Annotated in this window: 17 protein-coding genes; 11 read left to right on the top strand and 6 right to left on the bottom strand. The window is 70.0% G+C overall.

Features of this window, described 5'->3' with window-relative positions:
• Window positions 1-589: 589 nt before the first annotated feature.
• The 6 genes from AB0C02_RS15540 (at window position 590) to AB0C02_RS15515 (ending at window position 4,181) form a co-directional block, all read left to right on the top strand.
• Complete coding sequence (locus AB0C02_RS15540) at window positions 590-847, top strand: hypothetical protein (RefSeq protein WP_357548625.1); 258 nt, start codon at window positions 590-592, stop codon at window positions 845-847.
• Window positions 848-1,799: 952 nt separating this feature from the next.
• Window positions 1,800-1,979 (top strand): hypothetical protein, encoded by a 180-nt coding sequence (locus AB0C02_RS15535; protein ID WP_357548624.1) that lies wholly within the window; start codon window positions 1,800-1,802, stop codon window positions 1,977-1,979.
• Window positions 1,980-2,176: 197 nt separating this feature from the next.
• Window positions 2,177-2,380 (top strand): hypothetical protein, encoded by a 204-nt coding sequence (locus tag AB0C02_RS15530; RefSeq protein ID WP_357548623.1) that lies wholly within the window; start codon window positions 2,177-2,179, stop codon window positions 2,378-2,380.
• 237 nt (window positions 2,381-2,617) lie between these two features.
• Window positions 2,618-2,821 carry a hypothetical protein gene (locus tag AB0C02_RS15525; RefSeq protein WP_357548622.1) on the top strand — a complete coding sequence of 68 codons (204 nt, stop codon included), beginning with the start codon at window positions 2,618-2,620 and terminating at the stop codon, window positions 2,819-2,821.
• A 160-nt stretch (window positions 2,822-2,981) separates the two neighbouring features.
• Window positions 2,982-3,197 (top strand): hypothetical protein, encoded by a 216-nt coding sequence (locus AB0C02_RS15520; RefSeq protein ID WP_357548621.1) that lies wholly within the window; start codon window positions 2,982-2,984, stop codon window positions 3,195-3,197.
• Between the two features lie 141 nt (window positions 3,198-3,338).
• Entirely contained in the window at window positions 3,339-4,181 is an 843-nt protein-coding gene (locus tag AB0C02_RS15515; RefSeq protein WP_357548620.1) for a ricin-type beta-trefoil lectin domain protein, read from the top strand.
• A gap of 87 nt (window positions 4,182-4,268) precedes the next feature.
• Here AB0C02_RS15515 and AB0C02_RS15510 read toward each other — a convergent pair whose 3' ends face one another.
• Window positions 4,269-7,094 (bottom strand): M36 family metallopeptidase, encoded by a 2,826-nt coding sequence (locus AB0C02_RS15510; RefSeq protein ID WP_357548619.1) that lies wholly within the window; start codon window positions 7,092-7,094, stop codon window positions 4,269-4,271.
• Between the two features lie 584 nt (window positions 7,095-7,678).
• Here AB0C02_RS15510 and AB0C02_RS15505 point away from each other — a divergent pair.
• On the top strand, window positions 7,679-10,138 hold the full coding sequence (locus AB0C02_RS15505; protein WP_357548618.1) for a hypothetical protein: 2,460 nt from the start codon (window positions 7,679-7,681) through the stop codon (window positions 10,136-10,138).
• A gap of 93 nt (window positions 10,139-10,231) precedes the next feature.
• Here AB0C02_RS15505 and AB0C02_RS15500 read toward each other — a convergent pair whose 3' ends face one another.
• A complete protein-coding gene (locus tag AB0C02_RS15500; protein ID WP_357548617.1) occupies window positions 10,232-10,903 on the bottom strand; it encodes a DUF305 domain-containing protein in 672 nt (223 codons plus the stop codon).
• 260 nt (window positions 10,904-11,163) lie between these two features.
• Between AB0C02_RS15500 and AB0C02_RS15495 the strand changes: the two genes are divergently transcribed.
• Together AB0C02_RS15495 and AB0C02_RS15490 are read left to right on the top strand one after the other, a co-directional pair.
• A complete protein-coding gene (locus AB0C02_RS15495) occupies window positions 11,164-11,460 on the top strand; it encodes a phosphopantetheine-binding protein (RefSeq protein ID WP_357548616.1) in 297 nt (98 codons plus the stop codon).
• Window positions 11,457-12,677 (top strand): cytochrome P450, encoded by a 1,221-nt coding sequence (locus AB0C02_RS15490; RefSeq protein WP_357548615.1) that lies wholly within the window; start codon window positions 11,457-11,459, stop codon window positions 12,675-12,677. Before AB0C02_RS15495 ends, AB0C02_RS15490 begins: the two co-directional genes overlap by 4 nt.
• 23 nt (window positions 12,678-12,700) lie before the next feature.
• Here AB0C02_RS15490 and AB0C02_RS15485 read toward each other — a convergent pair whose 3' ends face one another.
• From AB0C02_RS15485 to AB0C02_RS15470, 4 genes are read right to left on the bottom strand one after another with little or no spacing between them, the layout of a single operon-like run.
• Window positions 12,701-14,149 (bottom strand): amino acid adenylation domain-containing protein, encoded by a 1,449-nt coding sequence (locus AB0C02_RS15485; protein ID WP_357548614.1) that lies wholly within the window; start codon window positions 14,147-14,149, stop codon window positions 12,701-12,703.
• On the bottom strand, window positions 14,146-15,414 hold the full coding sequence (locus tag AB0C02_RS15480; RefSeq protein ID WP_357548613.1) for a condensation domain-containing protein: 1,269 nt from the start codon (window positions 15,412-15,414) through the stop codon (window positions 14,146-14,148). The genes AB0C02_RS15485 and AB0C02_RS15480 overlap by 4 nt, the downstream gene beginning before the upstream one ends.
• Window positions 15,415-15,438: 24 nt before the next feature.
• Window positions 15,439-16,758, bottom strand: a complete 1,320-nt coding sequence (locus AB0C02_RS15475) for an MFS transporter (protein WP_357548612.1) — start codon at window positions 16,756-16,758, stop codon at window positions 15,439-15,441.
• Between the two features lie 7 nt (window positions 16,759-16,765).
• Window positions 16,766-18,016 (bottom strand): condensation domain-containing protein, encoded by a 1,251-nt coding sequence (locus tag AB0C02_RS15470; protein ID WP_357548609.1) that lies wholly within the window; start codon window positions 18,014-18,016, stop codon window positions 16,766-16,768.
• A 198-nt stretch (window positions 18,017-18,214) separates the two neighbouring features.
• Here AB0C02_RS15470 and AB0C02_RS15465 point away from each other — a divergent pair, with 198 nt between their 5' ends.
• Window positions 18,215-19,501, top strand: a complete 1,287-nt coding sequence (locus AB0C02_RS15465) for an MFS transporter (protein ID WP_357548605.1) — start codon at window positions 18,215-18,217, stop codon at window positions 19,499-19,501.
• A gap of 309 nt (window positions 19,502-19,810) precedes the next feature.
• Complete coding sequence (locus AB0C02_RS15460; protein WP_357548601.1) at window positions 19,811-22,384, top strand: tetratricopeptide repeat protein; 2,574 nt, start codon at window positions 19,811-19,813, stop codon at window positions 22,382-22,384.
• Window positions 22,385-22,422: the final 38 nt, after the last annotated feature.

The raw sequence follows: 22,422 nt of genomic DNA, 5'->3' as shown, positions 1-22,422 counted from the left end.
TGATCTTCTTCCCTAGACAAGAGGAATGATCGATCAAGGGCTGTTCCCATGATCAGCCGGGGTTGATGTCACCGCCCCGCAGGTTAAAGACCAAGCTCACGGGCCACGCGGTACCGGCGGTGCGACCTCGGCCGCTTCGCCTGGATGGGTCGCCTCTTAGCCGGCATCAGAACCGCCACCCGCTCCGGCCATCGCCTCCTCCTCCTTTGGTCTTGGCTGCCAAGACGAGGAGAACACGCCGATTTGAGCGGGCAACGTGGGATGCCCTCCGGGTCAGGGCTCACCCAATAGTCGATCTCCAGAGCAACAAACCGGCGGCGTCACCGTTGGACTTCCTGTGCCCGCAGCAAGCCGCGTTACCGGAACGGGGTGTCGAACGATAGGACAGATCGGCAGAGCGGTCACAGGGGCTCCCGCACGGTCGGGTGCCACAGTGCTGTCCGCATCAGTCGATACAGTCAGGCATCGGTCGACTTGGCCTACCTGCGAAATGCAGGGGCCCCTGGGCTCGCACCCCAGGGGCCGCCACGACGGTCACGTCCGCCGGTGTCCGGTGAGGGACCACTACGAGGGAGGAAACGAAGACCAGGTGACAACGGTAACGAGGCGGCCCAGGCAGAGCCAGACCCGGGGCCGAGGCAGCACCGAAACCCCCCTGATCGCGGGGTTGGTGCTGGTCACGTCGCTGGCGATCGGGGCGTTGCTCTGGATCGTCCTGGCCAGCGGCGAGGACATCTCCAACGTCGCCGGGGCGGCCATCACCGCCATCGGGTCGGTCGCCCTCGGCGCGATCGGCGCGTTCTCGGTGGTGCTGCGGCGAAGGAGCGGCAGGAACAGCCGGTCCTAGGCAACGTCAGTGAGGCCGAGGGCAGGGCGGGTTTCATCGACCCCTTGCCCTCGGCCTCACCCTCTTCACCAACGACATCAACGACCTCCTACACAACCTCACCGAGGAGGTGCAGGAGATGGTCAAGTTCATCTCCGACTTCGTCGACCCGACCGACTTCATCTTCGACCACGGCATCATCCGCAACCTCACCTCCTACCTGAACGAATCCCCGAGCCTTTCTCCGGCTGCGGGGAGAGAGAAGCGGGAGAGTGGCGGGGTCTCCGTCTGGCCTTCTCCAAAAAACGGCGGCTGCTCGTCCGCTGTCCGCTGGCATCGCCGATGGCTCTCGCTTGTCCGTCGTCGGCCTCGCGTGGCCTCTCGGTATGTCGTGCCGCCCCGGCCGGACGAGGCGACGGGAAGCCGTCGGAGGCGGTCAGCTCGGGGCCCAGCCGCCGGGTCGCCAGATCCAACCTCGACTGATGCGCCGTTTGACGTCTCTGGGTTTGGCGCAGCAGGGACACGCGGGTTCGCCTGGTCGCCAGCCTTGGTCGGGCCTGCGGGTCGATGGGTGGGTACCCACCCGGTAGGGGGTGGGGGGGTTGGGGGGTAGGTAATTGGTGGGTGGGGGGTATCCCCTCCCCCACTCGGTAGGGCAGTCGGCGGTGGGTCATCGGGCGGCCAATCGGGCGTACGGCAGGTGCCCGGGTCTCAACCGACGGTGAGGGGAGACAGCCCGACAGGGCTGGCCTGTTTCGTCCATATTCCCAGCCCAACACCTGACTTCCAAAAGGGGGAAGCCAGACCGGCGGGCTCACCCTCAGCGACAACCAAAAAGATCCTCTTGACATGACCCCCGTCGGGCTGGCATTTTGCGAAGCAAAGCGGAGCCCAAGGGAGGGCATGGTCGATCCGAATGGATCACTGTGTCGAGCGGAGGCTCACCCCTATGGGCAATAACGTCGCTACCCGGTTGCTGCTGCTGGTCGTCGCCATCCTGGCTGCCAGCCTGATCGGCCTGATCGTCGGCTGGGTCACCTGGGCGATCGAGCAGAACGCTGGCAAGGCTCTGCTCGCCGGGGGTGGCGCCTTCGGCGGTTCGCTGATCCTGATGATCACCGCGTTCAACTTTGTCATGAACCGAAGCGCGTGACCCGCGCTGGCCCCGGGCGATCCCTGGCGGGGGTCGGGGTCGCCCGGGGGCCCGTCAGTATCGGCACGGGGGCAAAAGTCGACGGTGGGTAGACGCCGCGCGGGCGAGGTGCCATTCTGCGGAGCAAGGCGAAGCGGGTCCTCCACCCCGCACTCCTCCACAAGGGAGGACTGTGTGTGTACAGGAGGAACCCCTCGATGGGAAACGGCACCGCTACCCGGGTCTTGTTGCTGGTCGTCGCCATCCTGGCGGCCAGCCTGATCGGCATGATCGCCGGCTGGGTCACCTGGGCGAACCAGCCCAGCGCGGGCAAGGCCCTGCTCGCCGGGGGCGGTGCCTTCGGCGGGGCGATGGTCCTGATGATCACAGCGTTTAACTTCGTGATGAGCCACCACGCGTGACCCGGCCGATCCGGGCGATCCCTGGCGGGGACCGGGGTCGCCCGGGGCCAGCGGCCAGCGCGGGCGACCGACACGACCTGGGCGGCCCCGGACCGGCTGTTTTCGTGACTGCCGTCACCATCCCTTGCCGAGGTCCCGAGCGCTGGCCACAGTAGAGAGACAACTCCAACTCAACCTCTAACACGTAGATCAGCAACTCCTCCAAGGGGAGGACTCTGTCTAGTGAGAGGGGAAGGTATGGAGGTTAACGCTCTGGTCCGGCTGCTGTGCCTGGCCATCGCCGTCCTGTCGGGCGGTTTGACCGCGACGGTCACCAGTTGGATCTCTTGGGCCATCGAACCGAGCATCGGGCAGGCTCTCTTGTCAGGCGGGGTCGCGTTCAGCGGCTGCTTCGCCCTGGTTCTCACCGCCATCCGGTACGTTTCCGGCCGCGACACATGAAACCCCGGCATCCGGGCGACCCCTGGCGAGGGCTGGGGTCGCCCGGGGCCGGAGGGTGAAGCCGGCAGGCAGCCGCTGGCCAGCTTGACATGGGCGACCGCAGTCTTCACAGTCAGTAGCAGCTCGCTCACATCGCATTCAGCTCCTTGGAGGATGCTCTGTGAGCACTTCTAGTTCTGCCACCAGCAACACCCGCGCCTTGTGGTTGGCCATCTCGATCTTGGCCGCCCTGCACCTCGGCACCGCAGCGGGCGTCATCAAGTGGGTCGGCAGCCACGACCCGGGCGACGCCGTCCTATTCGGGGCTGCCTCATTCGCCGGCACCCTCGCCCTGTCGATCACCGCGATCAACTTCGTAATGCGTCGGGACGGCTGAACCTGAGCGGCCTCCTCGGGCGACCCCTGACGGGGTCGGGGTCGTCGGGTTCCGGTTGACGTTGAGGTCGGGCCGCCCGGGGGCTCCCCCCGAAACGGGCTGCGCAGCCCGGCCGCCACGTGGATCAGCACGTATCCGTCGGTGCCGAAGAGCCGGATCTTCGTCAGCGGCACCGGGTACAACGACAACGTCACCACCGTGTGCGCCGACAGCCGACTGTCCGGGACCTTCCTCTCCCTACACTTCTACGGATTCTGGAAGCCCACCGAGAGCAGCTACTGGACCTGGGCCAACGACCTGCGAAACCGGATCGGCTCCTGCGCCTCCCGTACGGTGCTGGACGAGTGGGGTGCGCCAATGACGACCGGGCTCAACTACAACGGCCCGATCAACGGCAACGCCTACATCGCCTACGTGCAGGCCACCAGCGACACGCTGCGCCTGCTGGGCATGGGTTCGGTCTACTGGCCCGGTCTGCGCACCGGCGACTCGTACAGTATGACGACGCTCGGCGGCAGCGGCACCAGCCTGACCCTCACCAACAACAACGCCTCCGGCGTCAGCCGGCTGCAGTGGGCCTGGGGCGTCGGCAGCGCCACCGCCGCTCCGATCCGCGGGGTCGGTTCCAACCGGTGCCTCGACGTGCCCGGCTCGTCGACCACCTGGGGTACGAAGCTGCAGATCTGGGAATGCAACGGCGGCGGCAACCAGTCCTGGCTGCTGACTCCGTCGAAGACCCTGGTGGTGTACGGGAAGCTGTGCCTCGACGTCCCAGGCGGCAGCGTGACCGCCGGTACCCGGGTGGACACCTGGGACTGCAGCGGCAGCGGAAGCCAGCAGTGGAGCGTCAACGGCGACGGCACGATCACCAACGTGCAGAGCGGGCTGTGCCTGGACGTGACCGGCGCCGGAACCGCCAACGGCGCCGCCGTCGAACTGTGGTACTGCAACAGCGCCTCGAACCAGCGGTGGACACGCTCGTGACACCGGTCGCCGCGTCCTGAAACGGGTCCGACCAGACCGGAGGGAGCGTTCCCTGATGGGGACGCTCCCTCCGGCTGGTGCTGGGTACTAGCTAGTGAACTTGAAGTAGGCGCGGTGCTGGAACCCGTTGTCGAGAGTCATGACGAACTCTCGGCAGGTGCCGGCCCAGGCCTTGTCGGTCTTCCACGGGTAGGTGTAGCGGCCGTTGTCGTTGGCCGACATGCTCTGGCCAGCCGGCGTGAGGGCCGCGACCGGAGTGGGACGAGGCGTGATCGGCCCGCTCGGGTTGACGGTCTTCAGCGAGTTGCAGTCCACCAGCCGCGAGTACGGCGAGTTCTCGGCCAGGATGTCCAGGCCCCGGTTGGTGGCCAGCTTGAAGGCCAGCTGCACGTTCGTACCCGCCTTGACGCTGTTCAGCGCCGGCGCGGCCGACTGGTTGACGAAGTCAGCCCGGCAGGACGGCGGCATGTCGAACGCCTCGGTGCTGTTGGCGCGGCTGGTGCCGACCTGCACCGCGCTGTAGCCCAGGCCACGGCGAGCGAACGAACCCCAGATGATGCAGGAGTTCTCGCCACCGGTCAGCACCTTGTCCGCAGCGATGATCGCGTTACGGGAGGTCACGAAGCCCGGGTTGCAACCCTGCATCTTCAGCCCGTCGATGACCAGCTGAAGCGCGAGGTTGTTACCACCGGTGCTCCACCGGTCGTAGATGTTCGGGTTGAACCCGTGCCGGTCGATCAGGTTCCAGGTCATGTCCCACAGCACGGAGGTCCAGCCGTGGCCGATGCCGTGCGGGACAGCCAGGGACGTGCCGTTCAGCCAGCCACCGGTCTTGATGCTGTCGTAGGTGAACGGCTGGATGTCCATGTTCCGCGAGTACGGCCGCGGCCGGATGCCGTCACCGCTGCGGTCGTCCTGGAACAGCACGTACGGGCCCATGCCCCGCTTGCCGTCGGCCGTGTCGAACTTCGGGTCCAGGAGCATGGTGATCGCGACGTAGTCGCTCCAGCCCTCGCCCTGCTGCTGGTCGCCGCTCAGGCAGTTGACACCCAGGCCACCGGTCAGCCGGGTGGAGATGCCGTGGGTGTACTCGTGGATGATCACACCGGCGTCGAAGTCACCGTCGCGGATGCCCGGGTGGTTCGGGTGCTTGCGAACGTTGCCGGTGACGGAGCCAGCGGCGATGGCGGCCTTGATGGTGGCCCCGTTGGCCTGCGTCACGGCGACCGCCGGGATGGTGACCGGCGCGGTCGTCATGGCACCGGTGAGCACCGGGGCAGCACCGCTGGCGTTGTGAGCGATGACCAACGCCGCAGCGCCGGCGGACTCGGCGACCTGGGTGCGCTGCAGGTAGCTGCAGGCGGTGGTGCCGCCGTCGGCGACGGCGATCCAGTTGCCCCTGGGCAGGGTGCTGGGGTACGCGCTCACGGCGCAGCCGGTGCCACCGTAGTAGAGCTGGCTCCCCGCGGGCACGCCCGCCGGGGTCGGCGCGGTCGAGTACCGCGACCAGGAGGCGTTGAACGAGCCCACGCCGTCCACGACGACCTGGTTCGGGTCGCCGAACTGGGTGCCCGGCCACAGGTACATCTGCATCCGGGGGGTGCCGCCGGACGCCGGGGTGGAGAAGTTGGCGTTGTTGGTGCCGCCGCCGTCGGCCGCCTCGGCGCGGACGTAGTCGCCGGCGACGCCCTTGCCGAACTTGTTGGCCTGGAAGTTGCCGGACACCTCGTCAAAGCCGTACAGGTAGGAGACGTCGTGGATGATGTTGTTCCAGTAGAACAGGCTGGCGGTCGCGGCGTCCCGGTAGTTCTGCGCGTGCTCGGCCTGGTCCATCGGGAAGTCGAAGCTCAGGTTCGCGCCGCCATCCGGGCTGCTGCCGTAGTCCGGAGCGTTGTTGTTGTCCTGGTCCTGGTAGGCGTGGACGTTGTTGCCCTGGGTGGTGGTGTACTTGCCACCCGCCAGGCCGGTGTCGTGCCACCCGAGCGGCGAGGCGGTGGCGTCCGCCGGGTTGGTCACCAGGGTCCGCGGCCCGTCGTTCGGGCTCTCCTTGGCGCCCTCGAAGACCCGGTAGCTCGACCCGTCCTGGAGCGGGTTGCGGGTGCCGAAGTTCGCGGGGCTGAGCGGCGACGACGTGGACAGCGACTTCGACGTCGACGTCGCGCTGCGGCCCAGGTTGCTGGAGATCTCCTCAGCGTTCTCGTGGGTGGTCCAGTCGTCGGCGTTCAGCAGTGCGCCGGTCTCGGCGTCGACCGCGGCGTTCCACAGGTGGTCGTCGGTCGAGTCGTCGATCACCATCTGCCAGGCCAGGCGCAGCCCGTTCTCGGTCTGCTGCCAACCCAGCTTCGCCGGAATCGGCTCGTCCGAGATGCCCGCACCGGACACGACCGTGGCCTTGGCCGTGCCGGCGTTGCGGCTCATCACCTTCGCGTTCTTCGGCTTGGCCAGGTCGAGACCATCGGCCGCCGCCTCCACGGCCTCGACCGCGTCCAGCGACGCCGCGCCGGAGGCCTTCTCCGCCAGACCCGACACCAGGCTGTCGCCAACGTAGATGACGCTGCCGTCCTTGGCGATGTTCACCGTGCTGACCGCCCCGAAGACGTCCAGCTCCTTGTAGCGCTGCACCAGGTTGACGTGCGTCACCCCGTTGTGCCGACTCGTGTAGCTCGACATCACCGACAGGTCGGACACGTCCCCGGCACGCACGCCGAAGTCGGCCGGGTGCGACCGCAGGTACCGCATCGCGATGTCCTTCGGTGCGCCCTCGTTCGGGCCAGTCAGAAAGATCGGGTTCTCCGGAGCGTTCTCCGGAGCAGCCCAGGCAGGTTTCATGGACAACGACGTCAACGACGCCACCAGCGCCGTGGACAACAGCAACGCGGCGTTGCGTCGACCACGGGACAGATTCACAGGCACCGCTGCTCCCTTCGAGGGTTGGACAGGACAGCACGGAGCGTCGTTCCACGACCGCCACAGCGGCCCGCCATGCGCTCCGCGGCGCCCGCCAGGCGATTACGTTCAGTAGTCAGACCCGGGCGAGGTGAATTGCATCGACGCTACGGTGTGGTCTACGGGCCGATCATCCGACGGTTGGCGGAATATTCCGGGCAGCGGCTCCTACGCTTGTCGCGACCACCACCGACTCGCCACAACGGACACACAAACCAGCGGGTCGGCCTGCTTTGTAGCTTGCTGACCTGGCTGAAGGGCGATGAGGCAGATCTTCCGGACCGACCGCTTTTGGGGCGACCGGCGAGATCTCGAGCGACGCCCGTGCCCCCGGTTGACTGACACAAATACCCGTAATTCTCGCTGACTTCTTGACCAACGACCAATGGCCGGTACGGTCCTTACTCACACGGCGCGCTTCTTCCAACATCTGGAAGGGTGCGTCAGGTCTTTCGATCGGAAGGCGGCAAATGACACATCAATTGGGAACCAGGCCACGCCGCGGGCGCCAAGCGCTCGGTGTGCTGGCCGCGGGGCTCCTCATGGCCGGCGTGCTGCCCAGCACGGCGGCTTCGGCGGCGGACCCCGACCCGCGGGTCGGGCTCGGCGCCGGCTATCTCAACGCCCCGTCCGCGAGCAGCAACCTGGAGCAGGTCGCGCACCGCGACCGGCCGGCGGGTATGTTCGACCCGAACAGCTACTCCAGCGGCGGGTTCTACAACTCGGACTTCGGCTTCGGCGGCAAGTACGCGTTCACGGGCAACTACAACGGGTTCAACATCTTCGACATCTCCAAGCCCAGCGACCCGCAGCTGGTGACGAGCGTCGTGTGCCCGGGTGGACAGGGTGACATCTCGGTCCACAACAACCTGCTCTTCATGTCGGTCGAGGAGACCCGTGGGCGGGTCGACTGCGGCACGAACTCCAGCGTCGGCGAGCGGTTCCAGGGCGTCCGGATCTTCGACATCAGCAACGTGCGGAACCCGGTGCAGGTCGCGGGGGTTCAGCTCTGCCGCGGCTCGCACACGCACACGCTGGTGAACGACCCGAAGGACCCCGACAACGTCTACATCTACGTCTCGGGCACCGCCTCGGTGCGCCCGGCGACGACGATGGAGGGTTGCAACAACAACGCCGCGGACGGCGACAACCCGTCGCGGTGGCGGATCGAGGTCATCAAGGTTCCGGTGGCGGCGCCTCAGCTGGCCAAGGTAGTGACCGAGTCGCGGCTGTTCCAGGACCCGGTGACCGGCCGGGTCGACGGCCTGCAGAACGGCCCGACGTCGCCCCGGCACCCGTCCGGGTCGACCTGGTCGCCCACGCCGAACACCAACGCCTGCCACGACATCACCGCGTACCCGGAGATCGGGCTTGCCGCTGGCGCCTGCCAGGGCAACGGCATCCTGATCGACATCTCGGACCCGGCGAACCCCCGCCGGATCGACGCGGTGGCCGACCCGAACTTCGCGTACTGGCACTCGGCGACGTTCAACAACGACGGCACCAAGGTGATCTTCACCGACGAGTGGGGTGGCGGTAGCGCCGCGCACTGCCTCGCCACCGAGCAGCCGGAGTGGGGCGCCAACGCCATCTTCGACATCGTTGACGGGAAGATGCAGTTCCGCAGCTACTACAAGCTGCCGGCTCCGCAGACCACCCGGGAGAACTGCGTCGCGCACAACGGCTCGCTGATCCCGGTGCCCGGTCGTGACATCATGATGCAGGCCTGGTACCAGGGCGGCCTCTCGGTGTTCGACTTCACCGACTCGGCCCACCCGAAGGAGATCGCCTTCTTCGACCGTGGTCCGGTCAGCGCGACCTCGCTGGTGCTCGGCGGTTTCTGGTCGGCGTACTGGTACAACGGTCACCTGTACGGCAACGAGATCCTGCGCGGCTTCGACGTCTTCAAGCTGAAGCCGAGCCAGTACCTGTCGAAGGCGGAGATCCAGGCCGCCGAGAGCGTTCGGCTCGACGGGTTCAACCCGCAGGGCCAGCCGAAGATCAGCTGGGCGCCGAGCTTCGCGGTCGCGCGTTCGTACTACGACCAGCTCGTCCGGGCCAACGCCTTCGACGCGGCGCTGGCCACGAAGGTCGACGGCTTCCTGACGCGGGCCGAGGACTTCGCGGCCGACGGCAAGCGGGGCGCGGCTGAGGAGCAGCTGCGGACGCTCGCCAACGTGCTGGGTGCCCCGCAGTACCAGACGCTGAAGGACGCGGTCCTGGCCCTGGCGGACGCGGTCAACCCGGCCGTCTCCGTCACGGTGAACCCGGCCGAGGCGACTGGCAACAACGGCTGGTACACCAGCGACGTCACGCTCACCTTCACCGGCCTGACCGCCAACCTGACCGGCCAGGTCTCCACCGACGACGGGGCCACCTGGGTCAACGCGTCTGCCAACGGCGTCGCGACGATCAGCTCGGACGTCAAGGGCTCGGTGCGCTACCGGGCGCTCGACAACAACGGTTACCCGACGAAGGAGGCCACGGTCTGGCTCAAGATTGACAAGACCGCGCCGACCGTGTCGGTGTCCGGCCTGGCCAACGGGGCGTCGTACGGCAACTCCGGCTCGGTGACCGTCGACTGGACGGTCAGCGACGCCACCTCCGGGCCCGCCGCCACGCCGGAGAGCGGGCTGCTGGACGGCAAGCGGGTGACGCGGGGTACGTCGATCGTCCTGTCCGGCCTCACGCTGGGCAGCCACACGTTCGAGGTGACCGCGAAGGACAAGGCCGGTAACACCACGACCAAGTCCATCACCTTCACCGTCAAGACGTCGTTCGCCGACCTGCAGGCGTTCGTCGACGGCTACAAGTCGACGGGCACCATCTCCGCCAGCAACGCCGACAAGCTGACCAGCAACCTCAGCAAGGCCAGCGCGGCGGCGTCCAACGCCGAGAAGATCGAGTGGCTCACCGCCTTCGTCAACCAGGCCAGCGTGCTCAACGCCACCGGCGTGCGCAACCAGCTGGTCCGCGACGGCCAGGCGCTGATCAACGAGCTCCGCGGCTAGTACGCCCGGTCCACTGGACCAGGCAGGGTAACGAATGAAGGGGGCCCGCTCAGCATTGCTGAGCGGGCCCCCGACTTCTTGTCACAGCACATGTCAGCGCATCTTGGCGAGCATCCCCTGCATCCGCTCGATCTCGATGCTCTGGTCGCCGTTGACCTCGCGGGCGAACTGGTCAGCCGCCGGTTCGAGCCCGCCGCCGGTCGCGTAGAGCTCCTCCACCATCGTCAGCGCTCCCTGGTGGTGGCCGATCATGAACGTCAGGAAGAGCCGGTCGAACTCCGCGCCGCGTGCCTTCCTGAGCTGGTCGAACTGCTCCTCGGTGAGCATTCCCGGCATGTTCTTGTGCCCGGCATGGCCCACGTTCGGCCCCGCGGTCGGCACATCCCGCTCCTCGAGCCACCGCTGCATCCGCGCGATCTCCTCGCGCTGCGACATCTCGATCCGTTTACCGAGCAGGGTCACGTCGCGGTTGGTGGTGCGGTCCGCGATGAGCGCGGTCATCTCCAGGGCCTGAGCGTGGTGCGGAATCATACCCTCGATGAACAGGGTGTCGGCCGCGGTGAACCCGGGCGCCGAGAGCTGGGACAGCTCTTCCGGTGACAGTGACCTGCCCGGCTGGCCGGGCGCACCCGGCTGGACCACGTGGGCTGCGATCGGCGGACGGTAGGGCGGGTCGCTGTCGGGCCAGAGGGCGACGGCCACCCCCGAACCGACGGCGACCGTGGCTACGGCAGCCGAGATGATCAAACGACGAGAAAGGGGCATGGTTTCAGTACCTATCCAGGTTGAGCTGCGCAGAAGTGAAGTCATAGTGCCTCATGTCCGCCGCCGTCACCAGGCTTCCGGCCGGCTCTGTTCCGAGCATCCACGTGCCGACGGATGGCCGACTCACCCGATTGACCAATGCCGGTGGGCACGCCCGAGCTGAACATGCCCGTACGGACCCGAACAGCGGCGCCCTTGATCGGCTGCCTTGGTGGTCGGAGGCTGGCATCGGTTGTGACGAGCAGGGAGGTACCGCCGGTATGAGCACCGTTTCCCGGGACGACCTGAAGGTCGCCTCGACGTACGTGCCGCCCCGGTCCACTGTCGAGGGCCGTCTGGCGGAGCTGTGGAGCAGCAGGCTGGGCGTGTCCCCGATCGGGGTGCAGGACGACTTCTTCGAGCTCGGCGGTGACTCGCTGCTCGCCGCGGACCTGCTGATGGACATCTACCATGAGCTCGGCGTCGAGATCGACGCGTCGGTGTTGTTCCTGTCGCCGACCATCGCCGACCTGGTCGAGGCGATGCCGACGGACGCGCCTGGGGCGGACGTCCGATGACCGGCCGGGGCCTTGTCGACCCGGACCTGGTGGACCTCTCCGATGCCCGGCTGTTCGATCACGGCGAGCCGCACCAGGTGTGGCAGGCGCTGCGGGCACGCCGACCGGTTCGCTGGCAACCCGTCGACGGCAGCGCCGGGTTCTGGGCGGTCACCGGCTACGCGGACGCGGAACGGGTACTGAGCGACCACTCCGGATTCACCTCCACCCGGGGGGTGTTCCTCAACATGCTGGGCCGCGAGGAACCCGCCAGCGATCTGCAGTTCTCGGCGAGCGATCCGCCGCGGCACGGCAAGCTGCGCCGGCCCGTGCAGCGCGAGATGACGGTCAGGGCCGTGCGGCGCCACACCGAGTCCTTGCGGGCGGACATCCTCCGCCTCCTCTCCCCCGCACTCGACGGCGGGCCGGTCGACTTCGCCTCGATCACCAGCACGCTTCCGCTGGCGATACTCGGTCCGCTGTTCGGTATCCCCGCTGCGGACTGGCCACGGCTGACGCGTTTGGTGGGCATGTCGGTGGCCGAGGACGATCCGGCCTACCAGCTGCCGGAGGGCGTCGAGGCGACACTGCAACGGGCCCACCGGGAGCTCTTCGGATACCTGCTCAATCTGGTCCTGGCACATCGCCGTCGCCCGCGCGGCGACCTGGTGGACGTGCTGGCGTCGATGACCGTGGACGGCCGGCCGTTGAGCCCGGGCGCAGTGGTGGCGAACTGCTACAGCCTGCTGCTCGGCGCCAGCGCCGCGATCCCGCATGTGCCGAGCGCGGCGCTGCTCGAGCTGTCCCGGTCCGGTGGTTACGCCGAGTGGGCCCGCCAGCCCGACCTGTTGGACTCCGGGATCGAGGAGGCACTGCGCTGGGCCGCCCCGGCCCGGCACTTTCTGCGCTGCGCCACCCGGGAGGCGCGGTTGGGCGACGTGACCATCGGCGCGGGTGACGCGGTGGTGGTCTGGATCGGCTCCGCCAACCGCGACGAGCGGGTGTTCGCCGACCCGCACCGGTTCGACCTCCGGCGCACCCCCAACCGGCACCTCAGCTTCGGCGACGGCCATCACTACTGCATCGGGGCGCCTCTCGCGCGGCTGACCCTGCGCACCTTCTTCACGGAACTGTTCCGGTGCTTCTCTTCGATTGAACCCGCCGGGGACGTCGAGTACGTCCGGTCGACGTGGCTGGCGGGCATCCGGCGGCTGCCGCTGGTCGCCACACCGCGGTGAGCCCGGCCGGCGCCCCGCCGTGCTCAGCAGTCCGATGCCAGCCGGTTCAACGCGCGGCGGTCGAGCTTGCCGTTGGGCTGGGTGGGCAGTCGGTCCAGCACGACGTAGCGGACCGGGACGGCCACCGCGGGCAGCCGGTCCAGCATGTGCGCACGCAACGCCCGGGTGTCCACCGGCTGTTCGGCCACCACGAAAGCGACCAGCCGGGCGTGCGCCGGGTCGGTTCCGGCCCGTCCGACGGCACCGGCCGTGATGCCCGGGTGGCCGGTCAACGCCTGCTCGATCTCGGCCAACTCGATCCGGACACCGCCGAGTTTGAGCTGGTCGTCGGCCCGGCCGTGAAAGCGCAGCAGACCGTCCCGGCCGACGCTGGCCAGGTCTCCGGTACGGTACGCGCCGGTGCCGCTCGCCACGCCGGGCCCGTCGATCCAGATCTCGCCGATCATTCCTGGTGGCACCGCTTCTGCGCCCTGTGACCTACGCAGCATCACGGTCGTGCCGGGGATCGGAGCGCCGATCGGCACCGTGGAGGCGCAGCTGTCGGCCGGGGCGCACCGATGCACGGTGCTCCAGACCGTGCACTCGGTCGGCCCGTACTCGTTGTAGAGAGCCGTGTCCGGCAGCACGGCGAAGTGCCGCCCGACCAGGGTGGGCGGGCAGACCTCGCCGGCGACGACCACGGTGGTCAGGCTGCCCAGGTGCGCCGGCTCGGCTGATCTCAGCAGCATCGCGTAGAGCGACGGCACCATCAGCAGGTGCGACGGCCGGTGCCGGGCTACCGCGCGCTGAACCGCGAGCAGGTTCACCGGCCGGTCACTAGGGATGATCAGCCGGCCGCCGCTGGCCAAGGTCCAGAAGATGCCCGCCACCGAGCTGTCGAACGCGATCGAGGAGCAGAGCAGGAAGCCGTCGACCAGGCCGGGATAGTAGTCCAGGCGGGCCGCCGTCGAGTACGCCAGCGCCGCCGCCGGCACCGTCACCGGCTTGGCCTCCCCGGTCGTGCCACTGGTGAAATACGTGTAGGCGGCGGGCCCGCGGACGGGAGGGGCCAGCGGTGGAGCTTCGTCGGTGGCCGAGCCGACGTCGACCGCACGCCACGGCCCGGGCAGCGACGGGACGCCCGGCTGGGCGAGCACCAGCTTCGCCCCGCTGAGCTGGCACGTACGCCGCTGCCGCTCGATCGGGAACGCCGCGTCCACCGGGACGTAACGCCCACCTGCCCGCAGCACGGCAAGCAGGGCGACGACGGCCCAACCGGAGAGCCGGGCATGGACGATGACCGGTTCGCCCTCCGACAGCCCTTCGCGGTGCAGGGCTGCGGCCATCCGGCGAGTCGTCCGGTCGAGTTCGCCGTAGGTCAGCGAGCCGGCGGGGTCGACGACGGCGGGAGCTGTCGACTCGGGCCGCAGGTACGGTTCCAGCAGGTCGAGGATGTGTTCGGGGTGGACCAACCCACCGCTGGCCGTCGTCATGGGCGTACCAGCCAATCGAGTCGATCCGCGTAGCACTTCACGAGCTGGTCGATGATGTGCGGTGAGAACAGGTCAGCGCGAAAGCGCACGGTCCCGGTGTAGCCGCTCTCGCCATCCTGCTCGAGCCAGACCGCGAGACCGTTGACCGGGATAACCGGCCCGCCGAGCGGCAGCCCGGCGGGCAGTCGGATCGGCCGGCACGACAGCGGCCCGGACGGCGGCGCGGGTGGCACCTGGATGACCTCGAACTGGGCGTTGACCGGCCCGCCCGGGGCGAAGAAGCGGGCCGCCTCGGGCAGGCTCGACACCAGGTCGGCCAGCGGCAGCTCCCGGGTGAACGCGGCGGCGAAGGCGGCGTGTACCCGGCGGAGGCTTTCCACCGAGCCCAGGTCGCCCGTGAGGTCCACGCGCACGGGCAACGCGTTCATGAACAGTCCGACCGTGTCCCAGTCGGAGCGGCCGCGCCCGTAGGTCAACACCGGCACCGTGAGGTCGGTGGCGCCGGTGAGCGCGCTGAGCGCGCCGATGAAGCCGCTGAGCAGCAGGACGAAGGGCGTGGTGCGGAGGGTACGGGCGACGGCGCGCAGCCGCGAGTCGGCGACGGCGAGCGAGAAGCGGGTCTCGGTGGTCCGGGGCGCACCGCCGGGCAGGGCAACGCCGAGCGGCAGCGGGCGCACGTCGGTCAGCACCCGTCGCCAGTGCTCGATCAGCCGCCGCGTACGCAGCTCGTCGTCCCCGCAGCGGGGTGCCGGGATCCGCTCCCGGCTCGGCGGCGCACCCATCGGGTCCTGGTTCAGCCCGCCGAGCCGGTCGGCGTAGGCGTGCAGCAGGTCGGCGATGAGGAGCCGCATCGACCAGGGGTCCACGACGGTTTGCTGAGCGACCAGCACGAGTGTGGCGTCGGTGGCGTTGTGGCGGGCGAGGTACGCCCAGAGCAGCGGCACGGAGTCGGACGGGTAGGTCCCGGCGACGATCGTGTCGATCAGGCGGTCCGGGGCCACCTCGACCAGCGGCACCGGCGCGGGCGGCTCGACCCGCAGGTAGGGCGGTTCATGGTCGCGCACGATCAGCGTGCGCAGCGCCTCGTGCCGCACGAGGAGCCGGTTCAGCGCGTCCCGCAGCGCGGGCAGGTCGAGCGGGCCACCGAGTCGGTAGCCGCCGAGGCAGACGAAGCGTGGCCCGAAGACCACGCCCGGGTCGACCTCGTCCACCCAGGCCAGGAGCCGCTGCGCCGGGGACGGCGGTACGGCGGGCAGGTCGTGCATGCCTCTCCTCAAGCAGCGAACGGGTCAGGTCGACGGTTCGGCGGCGACGACCGCCGAGCCGGTCGCGGCTGCGGGCACGGTGTCCGCCGGCGTAACGCCGGGTGCGGGTGGCTCGCCGAACAGCCGCGGCAGGGCGAGCGCGAACAGCAGCCAGCCGGTGACGAACGCCGCAGCCACCACGGCGAGGCTCAGCCGCACGCCGAGCAGGTCGCCGAGCAGGCCGCCGACGATGGCGCCGAGCGGTAGCGCACCGACAGCGATCGTGCCGACGGCCGCCGTCACCCGGCCGAGCGCGGACGGATCGGTGCGGGCCTGACGCTGGCTGAGGTTGTGGACGTTGAACACGGTCAGGCCGAGGCCGTAGACGTTGAACGAGAGCACGATGAGCGCCACGGCCACGAGCTTGGGGCCGCTCGCCACCGGCACCAGGATCGGGCTGCACGAGGCGAGCCCGATGGCGATCACGAGTGTTCTGACGGTCCCACAGCGCCGCTCCATTCTGGCCGCGACGACGGATCCGACGACCGCGCCCACGCTGCCCAGCGCGATGCAGAGGCCGACCTGGCCGGTGTCCAGGTCGAGGAAGCGGACCGCGTAGATCATGAACAGCGTCAGCAGCGCCTGCTCGCAGAAGTTGAACCACGCCCCTTCCAGCAGCAGGGCGCGCAGTACCAGGTCCCGCCAGAGGAGCCGGACGCCGTGCGTCAGGCGCCGCGCCGTCGACTCGTCGTCGCCTGTCGGCTGCACGTGGCGGGGTTCCCGCTTGCGGATCGCGAGTAGGGCGATGACGGAGACCGCGTACGAGGCGATGTCGAGGAGGAACGCGATCGCCGGGCTGAGCAGCTTGAGTAGCCAGCCGCCCAGGCCGGCGCCCGCGAGCTGCGCCACCGAGTAGGAGGCCTGCATCTTCGCGTTGCCCTCGACCAGGTGTCGCCGTTCCACCACCACTGGCAGGTACGAGTGCCACGCCACGTTGAACGCCGCGGTGAACGTGCCGAGGACGAAGGCAATGACGCACCAGCTCCAGACCCGCAGCGCGCCCGTCTGCAGCAGTGCGATGGCGGCGGCGAGCGTGGCCATCCGGGCCAGGTTGGACCCGACCAGCATCGGACGCCGACCCAGCCGGTCCGCCCAGTAGCCGGCGACGAGGGTCAGCAGCAGCCCGGGCGCGAACTGGGCGGCCGACACCACGCCCAATTCGGTCGGCGACGCACGCAGGTGGGTCACCGCCACCAGTGGAAACATCAGCTGGGTCGCGTAGGTGCCGATCAGTGACACGCTTTCGCCGAACCACAGCTTGCGGAAGTCGGAGTGATACCACAGTTCGCCACGCCGGTACCGCATCGTCGGCTCAACCGGCCCGATCCGCGTCGAGCAGAGCCTGGTGCATCCGGCGGAGCACCTCCGCGGCGACGGCCGACCACCCGACCGGAACTCGTAGTTCGAACGTGAGGTCAGCGCCGTCGATGACCCGAAGGTAGCAGCGGGGCCCGACGGACGAGAACGGCGTCGCCCAGGACACCGTCTGTTCCTGGGCACCGGCCGCGTCGACGTCCGCGAGCGAGGTCTCCGGCTCGTCGGGCCCGCGTGGGATGAAGTTGAACGACCAGGTGCTGTCGTACTGCGCCCGGCGCTGCCCCGCCTCGTCCAGCAGCTGGAACATCCGGTCCACATCGTAGGCGGCGTAGGCGTACGCGACCCGGGTCCGGTTGACCACCTCACGGACCAGCCCGGCGAGGTCCGGCCCGGACGGCCGGTCGATCGGGACCGAGATCCACTGGTTCATGGATGTCACGACGTCCCGCCGGTACGGGTCGAACCGGTTCGACGACAGCACACGGACCGCCAACCGATGGTCATCGACGAGCGCGAACAGACCGGCGCAGTATGCGGCGAGCACCACGTTGGCGACGGACACGCGCAGCCGCGCCGCCGCCCGCCGAGCCGCCCGGGCAAGCGCCCGGGAAACCAGCCTGGCCTCCACGTAGGGCGGTGTCTGGGCGATCGGGGACGGTATCTCGGTGAACAGCTTCGCCCAGTAGTCGAGCGCCGCCGCGGCACGTCGCCGTCCGGCGGGTGACTGCTCGTGCGCCGCGATCGTTGCCGGACCGGTGACGGCGTCGTCGAGCGTGCCGGCGAGCGCCGCGAAGAAGTCCCGCTTGAGGATCGCCATCGCCGCTCCGTCGGCGACGATGTGGTGCTGCGCCAGCACCAGGTGCGTCGGGGTGTCCGCGGCGGCGACGATCGTGGCTCGCCAGGCCGGCTCGCGGATCAGGCCGAACGGTTTCCGGGCGCACTGTTCACGGACCGCGTCGAGGTCGGCTTGCGGCTCGGCGGTTCGCTCGACCCGCACGTCGGGCGGCTGCGGCGGATGCGCCACCTGCCGGAGCGCGGCCGGATCGGTGAGGTCGTATGTGGTCCGCAGCGACTCGTGCCGGCGGACCAGGGCGGCGATCGCCTCCCGGACGGCCGGCATCCCGATCCCGACGGGCAGGGCCCAGGTCTGCGCGAGATTGGGCTCGTGCCACCGGTGCTTCGGCACGGACTCCACGTCCCGCCAGATGGCGAGTTGCCCGTACGTCAGCGGCGCGGACGTGATCAACAGAGCCTCCGTATGGGTGTTGCCGACCGATCGGGGTGGGACCGTCCCCTGCGCAGGCCCAGTCTGGTGACCGGTGACGTCCCGGGCATAGCCGGTCGAGCAGTCTCGAACGGACCCGAACGGACCCGAACGGGCAAACATCCCTTTGCTGCCACCCCCACCGATACGGTCTGGGTCAGCAGATCGAGGGAGCGTGTGGTGACCGAGCGGGCCGCGACGTACACCGAGGTGTTCGCGGTCCGCGAATACCGCTACCTCTTCACGGCGTACCTGCTGTCTCTGCTCGGCGACCAGCTCACGGCCGTCACGGTGGCCTACCTCGTATACACCGGCACCGGATCGGCGGCGCTGGCCGCCGCGGCCTATGCCAGCTCCTACCTGGCCTGGCTGACCGGCGGACCGCTGCTGACCGGCCTGGCCGATCGGATTGCGCGACGGCGGGTCATGATCGGCTGCGACGTGGCCCGCGCGCTGCTCATTCCCCTGGCGGCGCTGCCCGGCGTCCCCGCGCCCGCCCTGGTGGCGCTGCTGTTCGCGGTGAACCTGCTGCGGCCGCCGTTCGTGGCCGCGCGGGCGGCGCTGCTGCCCGAGGTCCTCGAGGGTGACCGATACCCGGTGGCCAACGGCGTGGACAACACCACCGCACAGATCGCCCAGGTGCTCGGCTTCGCCGCCGGGGGCGGCCTGGTGGCGGCGCTCTCGCTGCGGGGCGCGCTGCTGGTCGACGCCGCGACCTTCCTGCTCTCCGCGGTGCTCATCGGGATCGGGGTGCGCGCACGCGGGGCCCCGACCCGACCGGAGGGGCCGGCACGGGGCGGCCCCTCCGTCGGGTTACGGGTCATCTTCACCGACCAGCGGCTGCGGGCGTACGTCCTGGTCCTCTGGGTGGCCACCGCCTTCACCTACGCCGCCGAGGGGCTGATGGCGCCGCTGGCCCTCCAGTACAGGGGTGGGCCCGGGACGGTCGGACTGCTGCTGGCGGCGGCACCGCTGGGGACGGCCACCGGAGCGGTGCTCCTCACCCGCTTCTGCCCGCCGCGCACCCGTCCCCGGCTCATCCTGCCGCTGGCGGTGCTCTCCGCCGCGATCCTGACGGTGGTCGCGCTCGCGCCGCCGTTGTGGACGGTGCTGGGCCTGCTGATGGTGGCCGGTGCCGGCAGTGCGTTCGGCGTTCCGCTGAACGCCCTGTTCGGCCGGGCGGTACCGGCCGAGTTCCGGGGGCGCGCGTTCGGCGTCGCCATCACCGGCCTGAGTGGACTACAGGGCCTGGCGATGATCCTGGCGGGCCTGGCCGCCGAGCGCTGGGCCGCGACCACGGTGATCGGGACGAGCGGTGTGCTGGGGGCCATGGGCGTGCTCGCGCTGGCGCCGCTCTGGCCGCACCGGCGCTCCAGACCGGCCGCCGGGCCGCTCGAACACCTTCGAATGACCTCGACCACCCCGGAGGGTTCCGCCACTGCTTCCCAGGCGGCCAACCTGAGATGACCGGTCCGGCACCGGGCCGGCTCCCCGAGCGGAGAGGAGAAGCTCATGCGCGGCACCTGCAAGCGTGGCACCTGCAAGCGCGGCATCAGCTGGACCTGATCGCCTCTGGCATCTGGTGCGCCGGCCCCGTCCGCCCATCGGCGGGCGGGGCCTGTCCACGCCCAGCCGCTTGTTCACCGCGACACCGCTCTCGATCGCCGATGTCGTCTCGCGGCGCGGTTGCTCCCCCCGTCGCCTTGCCCGCACTGACATACTTGCGCTGGTGAGTCTCCGGCAACGGGTACGCGACCTCTGTGACGTGAACGGCGCATGACGGCCCCCGACTTCGGCGTCGACCCCACCACCGCGTCCTGCCCCGAGCAGTACGTCGCGCTGCTACGCCGTCTCCGCGACCAGTCCGGCCTCGCCTACCGTACGATCGCCCGCCGAGCGCAACGCAACGGTGACGTGCTGCCCGCCAGCACCCTGGCGACCATGCTGGGCCGGTCGACCCTCCCCCGCCGCGACCTGGTGGTGGCCCTGCTGCGCGCATGCGACGTCCCGGACGACCGGGCGGCGGCCTGGTTGACGACCTGGGCCCGGCTGTCCGCCGCACGGACGGCAGACCGGGGTGCCGCCCTGGGTAGCGGGGCCGCCGATTCCGGACGCAGTAGCGCCGCACCGCCGGATCCGATGGACCCGGTGCTCGATACTCCTCGTGGATCTCCGGTACTGCGGCTGGTGCCCGGCACCGGAGGGCTGCGGGTTGCCCCGGGCCGGCCCGGGGCGGCGCGCGTCGCCGAGGCGGGCGGGCCCGACGCGGAGCGCGAGCGAACCGTGTCGCACGCACCGTCGTGGCCGATTCCTGATCAGGTGCGGGCCAACGACCGGCCACCCGTACCGTTTCAACTGCCACCGGCACCGCCCTTCCTCGTGGGGCGGGACGCGGAGAGCAACGGTCTGATCGCCGCGACCGCCCACGACGGTGCCATCTGTGTGGTCGACGGTGCCGGCGGGGTCGGCAAGTCCGCGCTCGCCCTGCACGTCGCCCACCAGATCGCGGCACGGTACGACGGCGGCTGCCTCTATGCCGACCTGCACGGCACCAGTACCGGAATCGCCCCAGCGGAACCGGCGGACGTGCTGGCCCGGTTCCTGCGCGCGCTGGGCGCGCCGGCCGCACCCGCGTCCATGGAGGAGGCGACTGCGCTGCTGCGCACCTGGGCCGCCGACCGCCGCGTGCTCGTCGTCCTGGACAATGCCGCCTCCGCGGCGCAGATTCGCCCGCTCCTGGTCAGTGGCCCGGGGTGCGCCACCTTGCTCACCAGCCGGTGGGGGCTCGCCGATCTCGACGCGACCGTCCGGATCCGGCTCGACCCGTTGCCGGACGACGCGGCGCTGGCCCTGTTCGAACGGCTCGGCGGCGCGCGGCGCGTCGTTGCCGAGCCGGACGCGGCGGCGCAGGTCGTCCGGCATTGTGGCGGGTTGCCCCTGGCGTTGCGGATCATCGGCGCACGCGCCTCGGCCCGGCCCGACGCACCGCTACGTGGCCTCGCGGAGCGGATGAACGACGAGGAACGCCGGCTCGACGTGCTGGAGGTCGGGGATCTCTCCGTGCGGGCCAGCCTGCACCTCGGCTATCAGGCGTTTGGGGACGCGCCGCAGGAAGAGCGCCGCCGAGTCGCCCAGCTCTTCCGGCTCGCGGCGCTGCCCGACTGGGCCGATGCCACCGCGTACGGTTGCGCGGCGCTCGCGGACCTGCCGGTCCCGGTCGCCGAACGAACGCTCGAGGCGCTGGTGGACGCACACCTGCTCGAGTCGGCCGGCGACGGCCGGTACCGGTTCCACGACATTGTCCGCCTCTACGCCCGCGAGCGCGCCCACGAGATCGATGCGGTCTCCGATCGGGAGGCGGCGCTGGGCCGGCTGACCGGGTGGCTGTTCGCCACCACCGCCGCGGCGGCGCGGCTGCTCTACCCGCAGGAGAGGCTTCCGGTCGCCGCGCTGAGCGACCCGGCCGGGCACCCCGGCCAGCCGTTGACCGGCACCACGGACGCCTGGGCCTGGTTCGAGCGCGAGCACACGAACCTGCTGACGGTCGCCCGGCAGCAGGTCGCGGCCGGGCAGACGCTGGCCTCGGTACGAGATCTCGCCGCCGTCCTCGTCAAGTTCATCGACTACTCCGGGTACGTGTCAGAGCAGCAGCAGTTCGGCCAGCTCGCCGTCGAGGCGGCGCAGCGGTTGGGTGACCGGTCGGGCACGGCGCTGGCGTCGAACATCGTTGCCGTGGCGCTGCTGCGGCAGGGCCGACTCGACGAGGCGGTCCCACTGCTGGAGCGCAACCTCGCCGTGCAGCGCGAGCTCGGCGACCGGGCACGGGAGGCAGCCTGCCTCAACAACCTCGGCAACGCGCTGCGCGACAAGGGCGATCTTGAGGCCGCGCTCCGGCACCTGCGGGCGGCCCTCGCCATCCGGCGAGAGCTCGGCGACCGGCACAAGGAGGGCAGCGTCCTCGACAACCTCGCGCTGGTTCACCAGCGCCGAGGCGAGTTTCGACAGGCCGTCGCGCACCACGAGGCGGGGCTGGCGATCGCCGCCGACGGCGCGGATCCGCTGTGGCAGGCGCAGGCGCTGGTCAACTTCGCGGAGACGTTGCACCTGGCCGGAGGTCACGAGGCAGCGATCACGCGGGCCGCTGAGTCGTTGGAGATCTGCCAGCGGTACCGGCACCAGCGCGGCATCGGCCTGGCGCAGCGGGTGCTGGGCGACGCGTACGCGAGTCTCGGGCGCCCGGCCGAGGCACGCCGGCACTGGCGGGAGGCGCTGGTCCGGCTCGACGGCCTGGACCGGGAGGCCAACACCAAGCTGCGGGCGGCCCTCGGTGACGACGGGTCGACCGGCTAACCGCGTCCGTCCTCACGAGCGGCGCGGCCCGGCTGTCG

Origin of the sequence: Micromonospora sp. NPDC048999 (genome assembly GCF_040649295.1) — a bacterium.
Classification (GTDB): domain Bacteria; phylum Actinomycetota; class Actinomycetes; order Mycobacteriales; family Micromonosporaceae; genus Micromonospora.
This window is presented reverse-complemented; position numbering and strand designations above follow the sequence as displayed.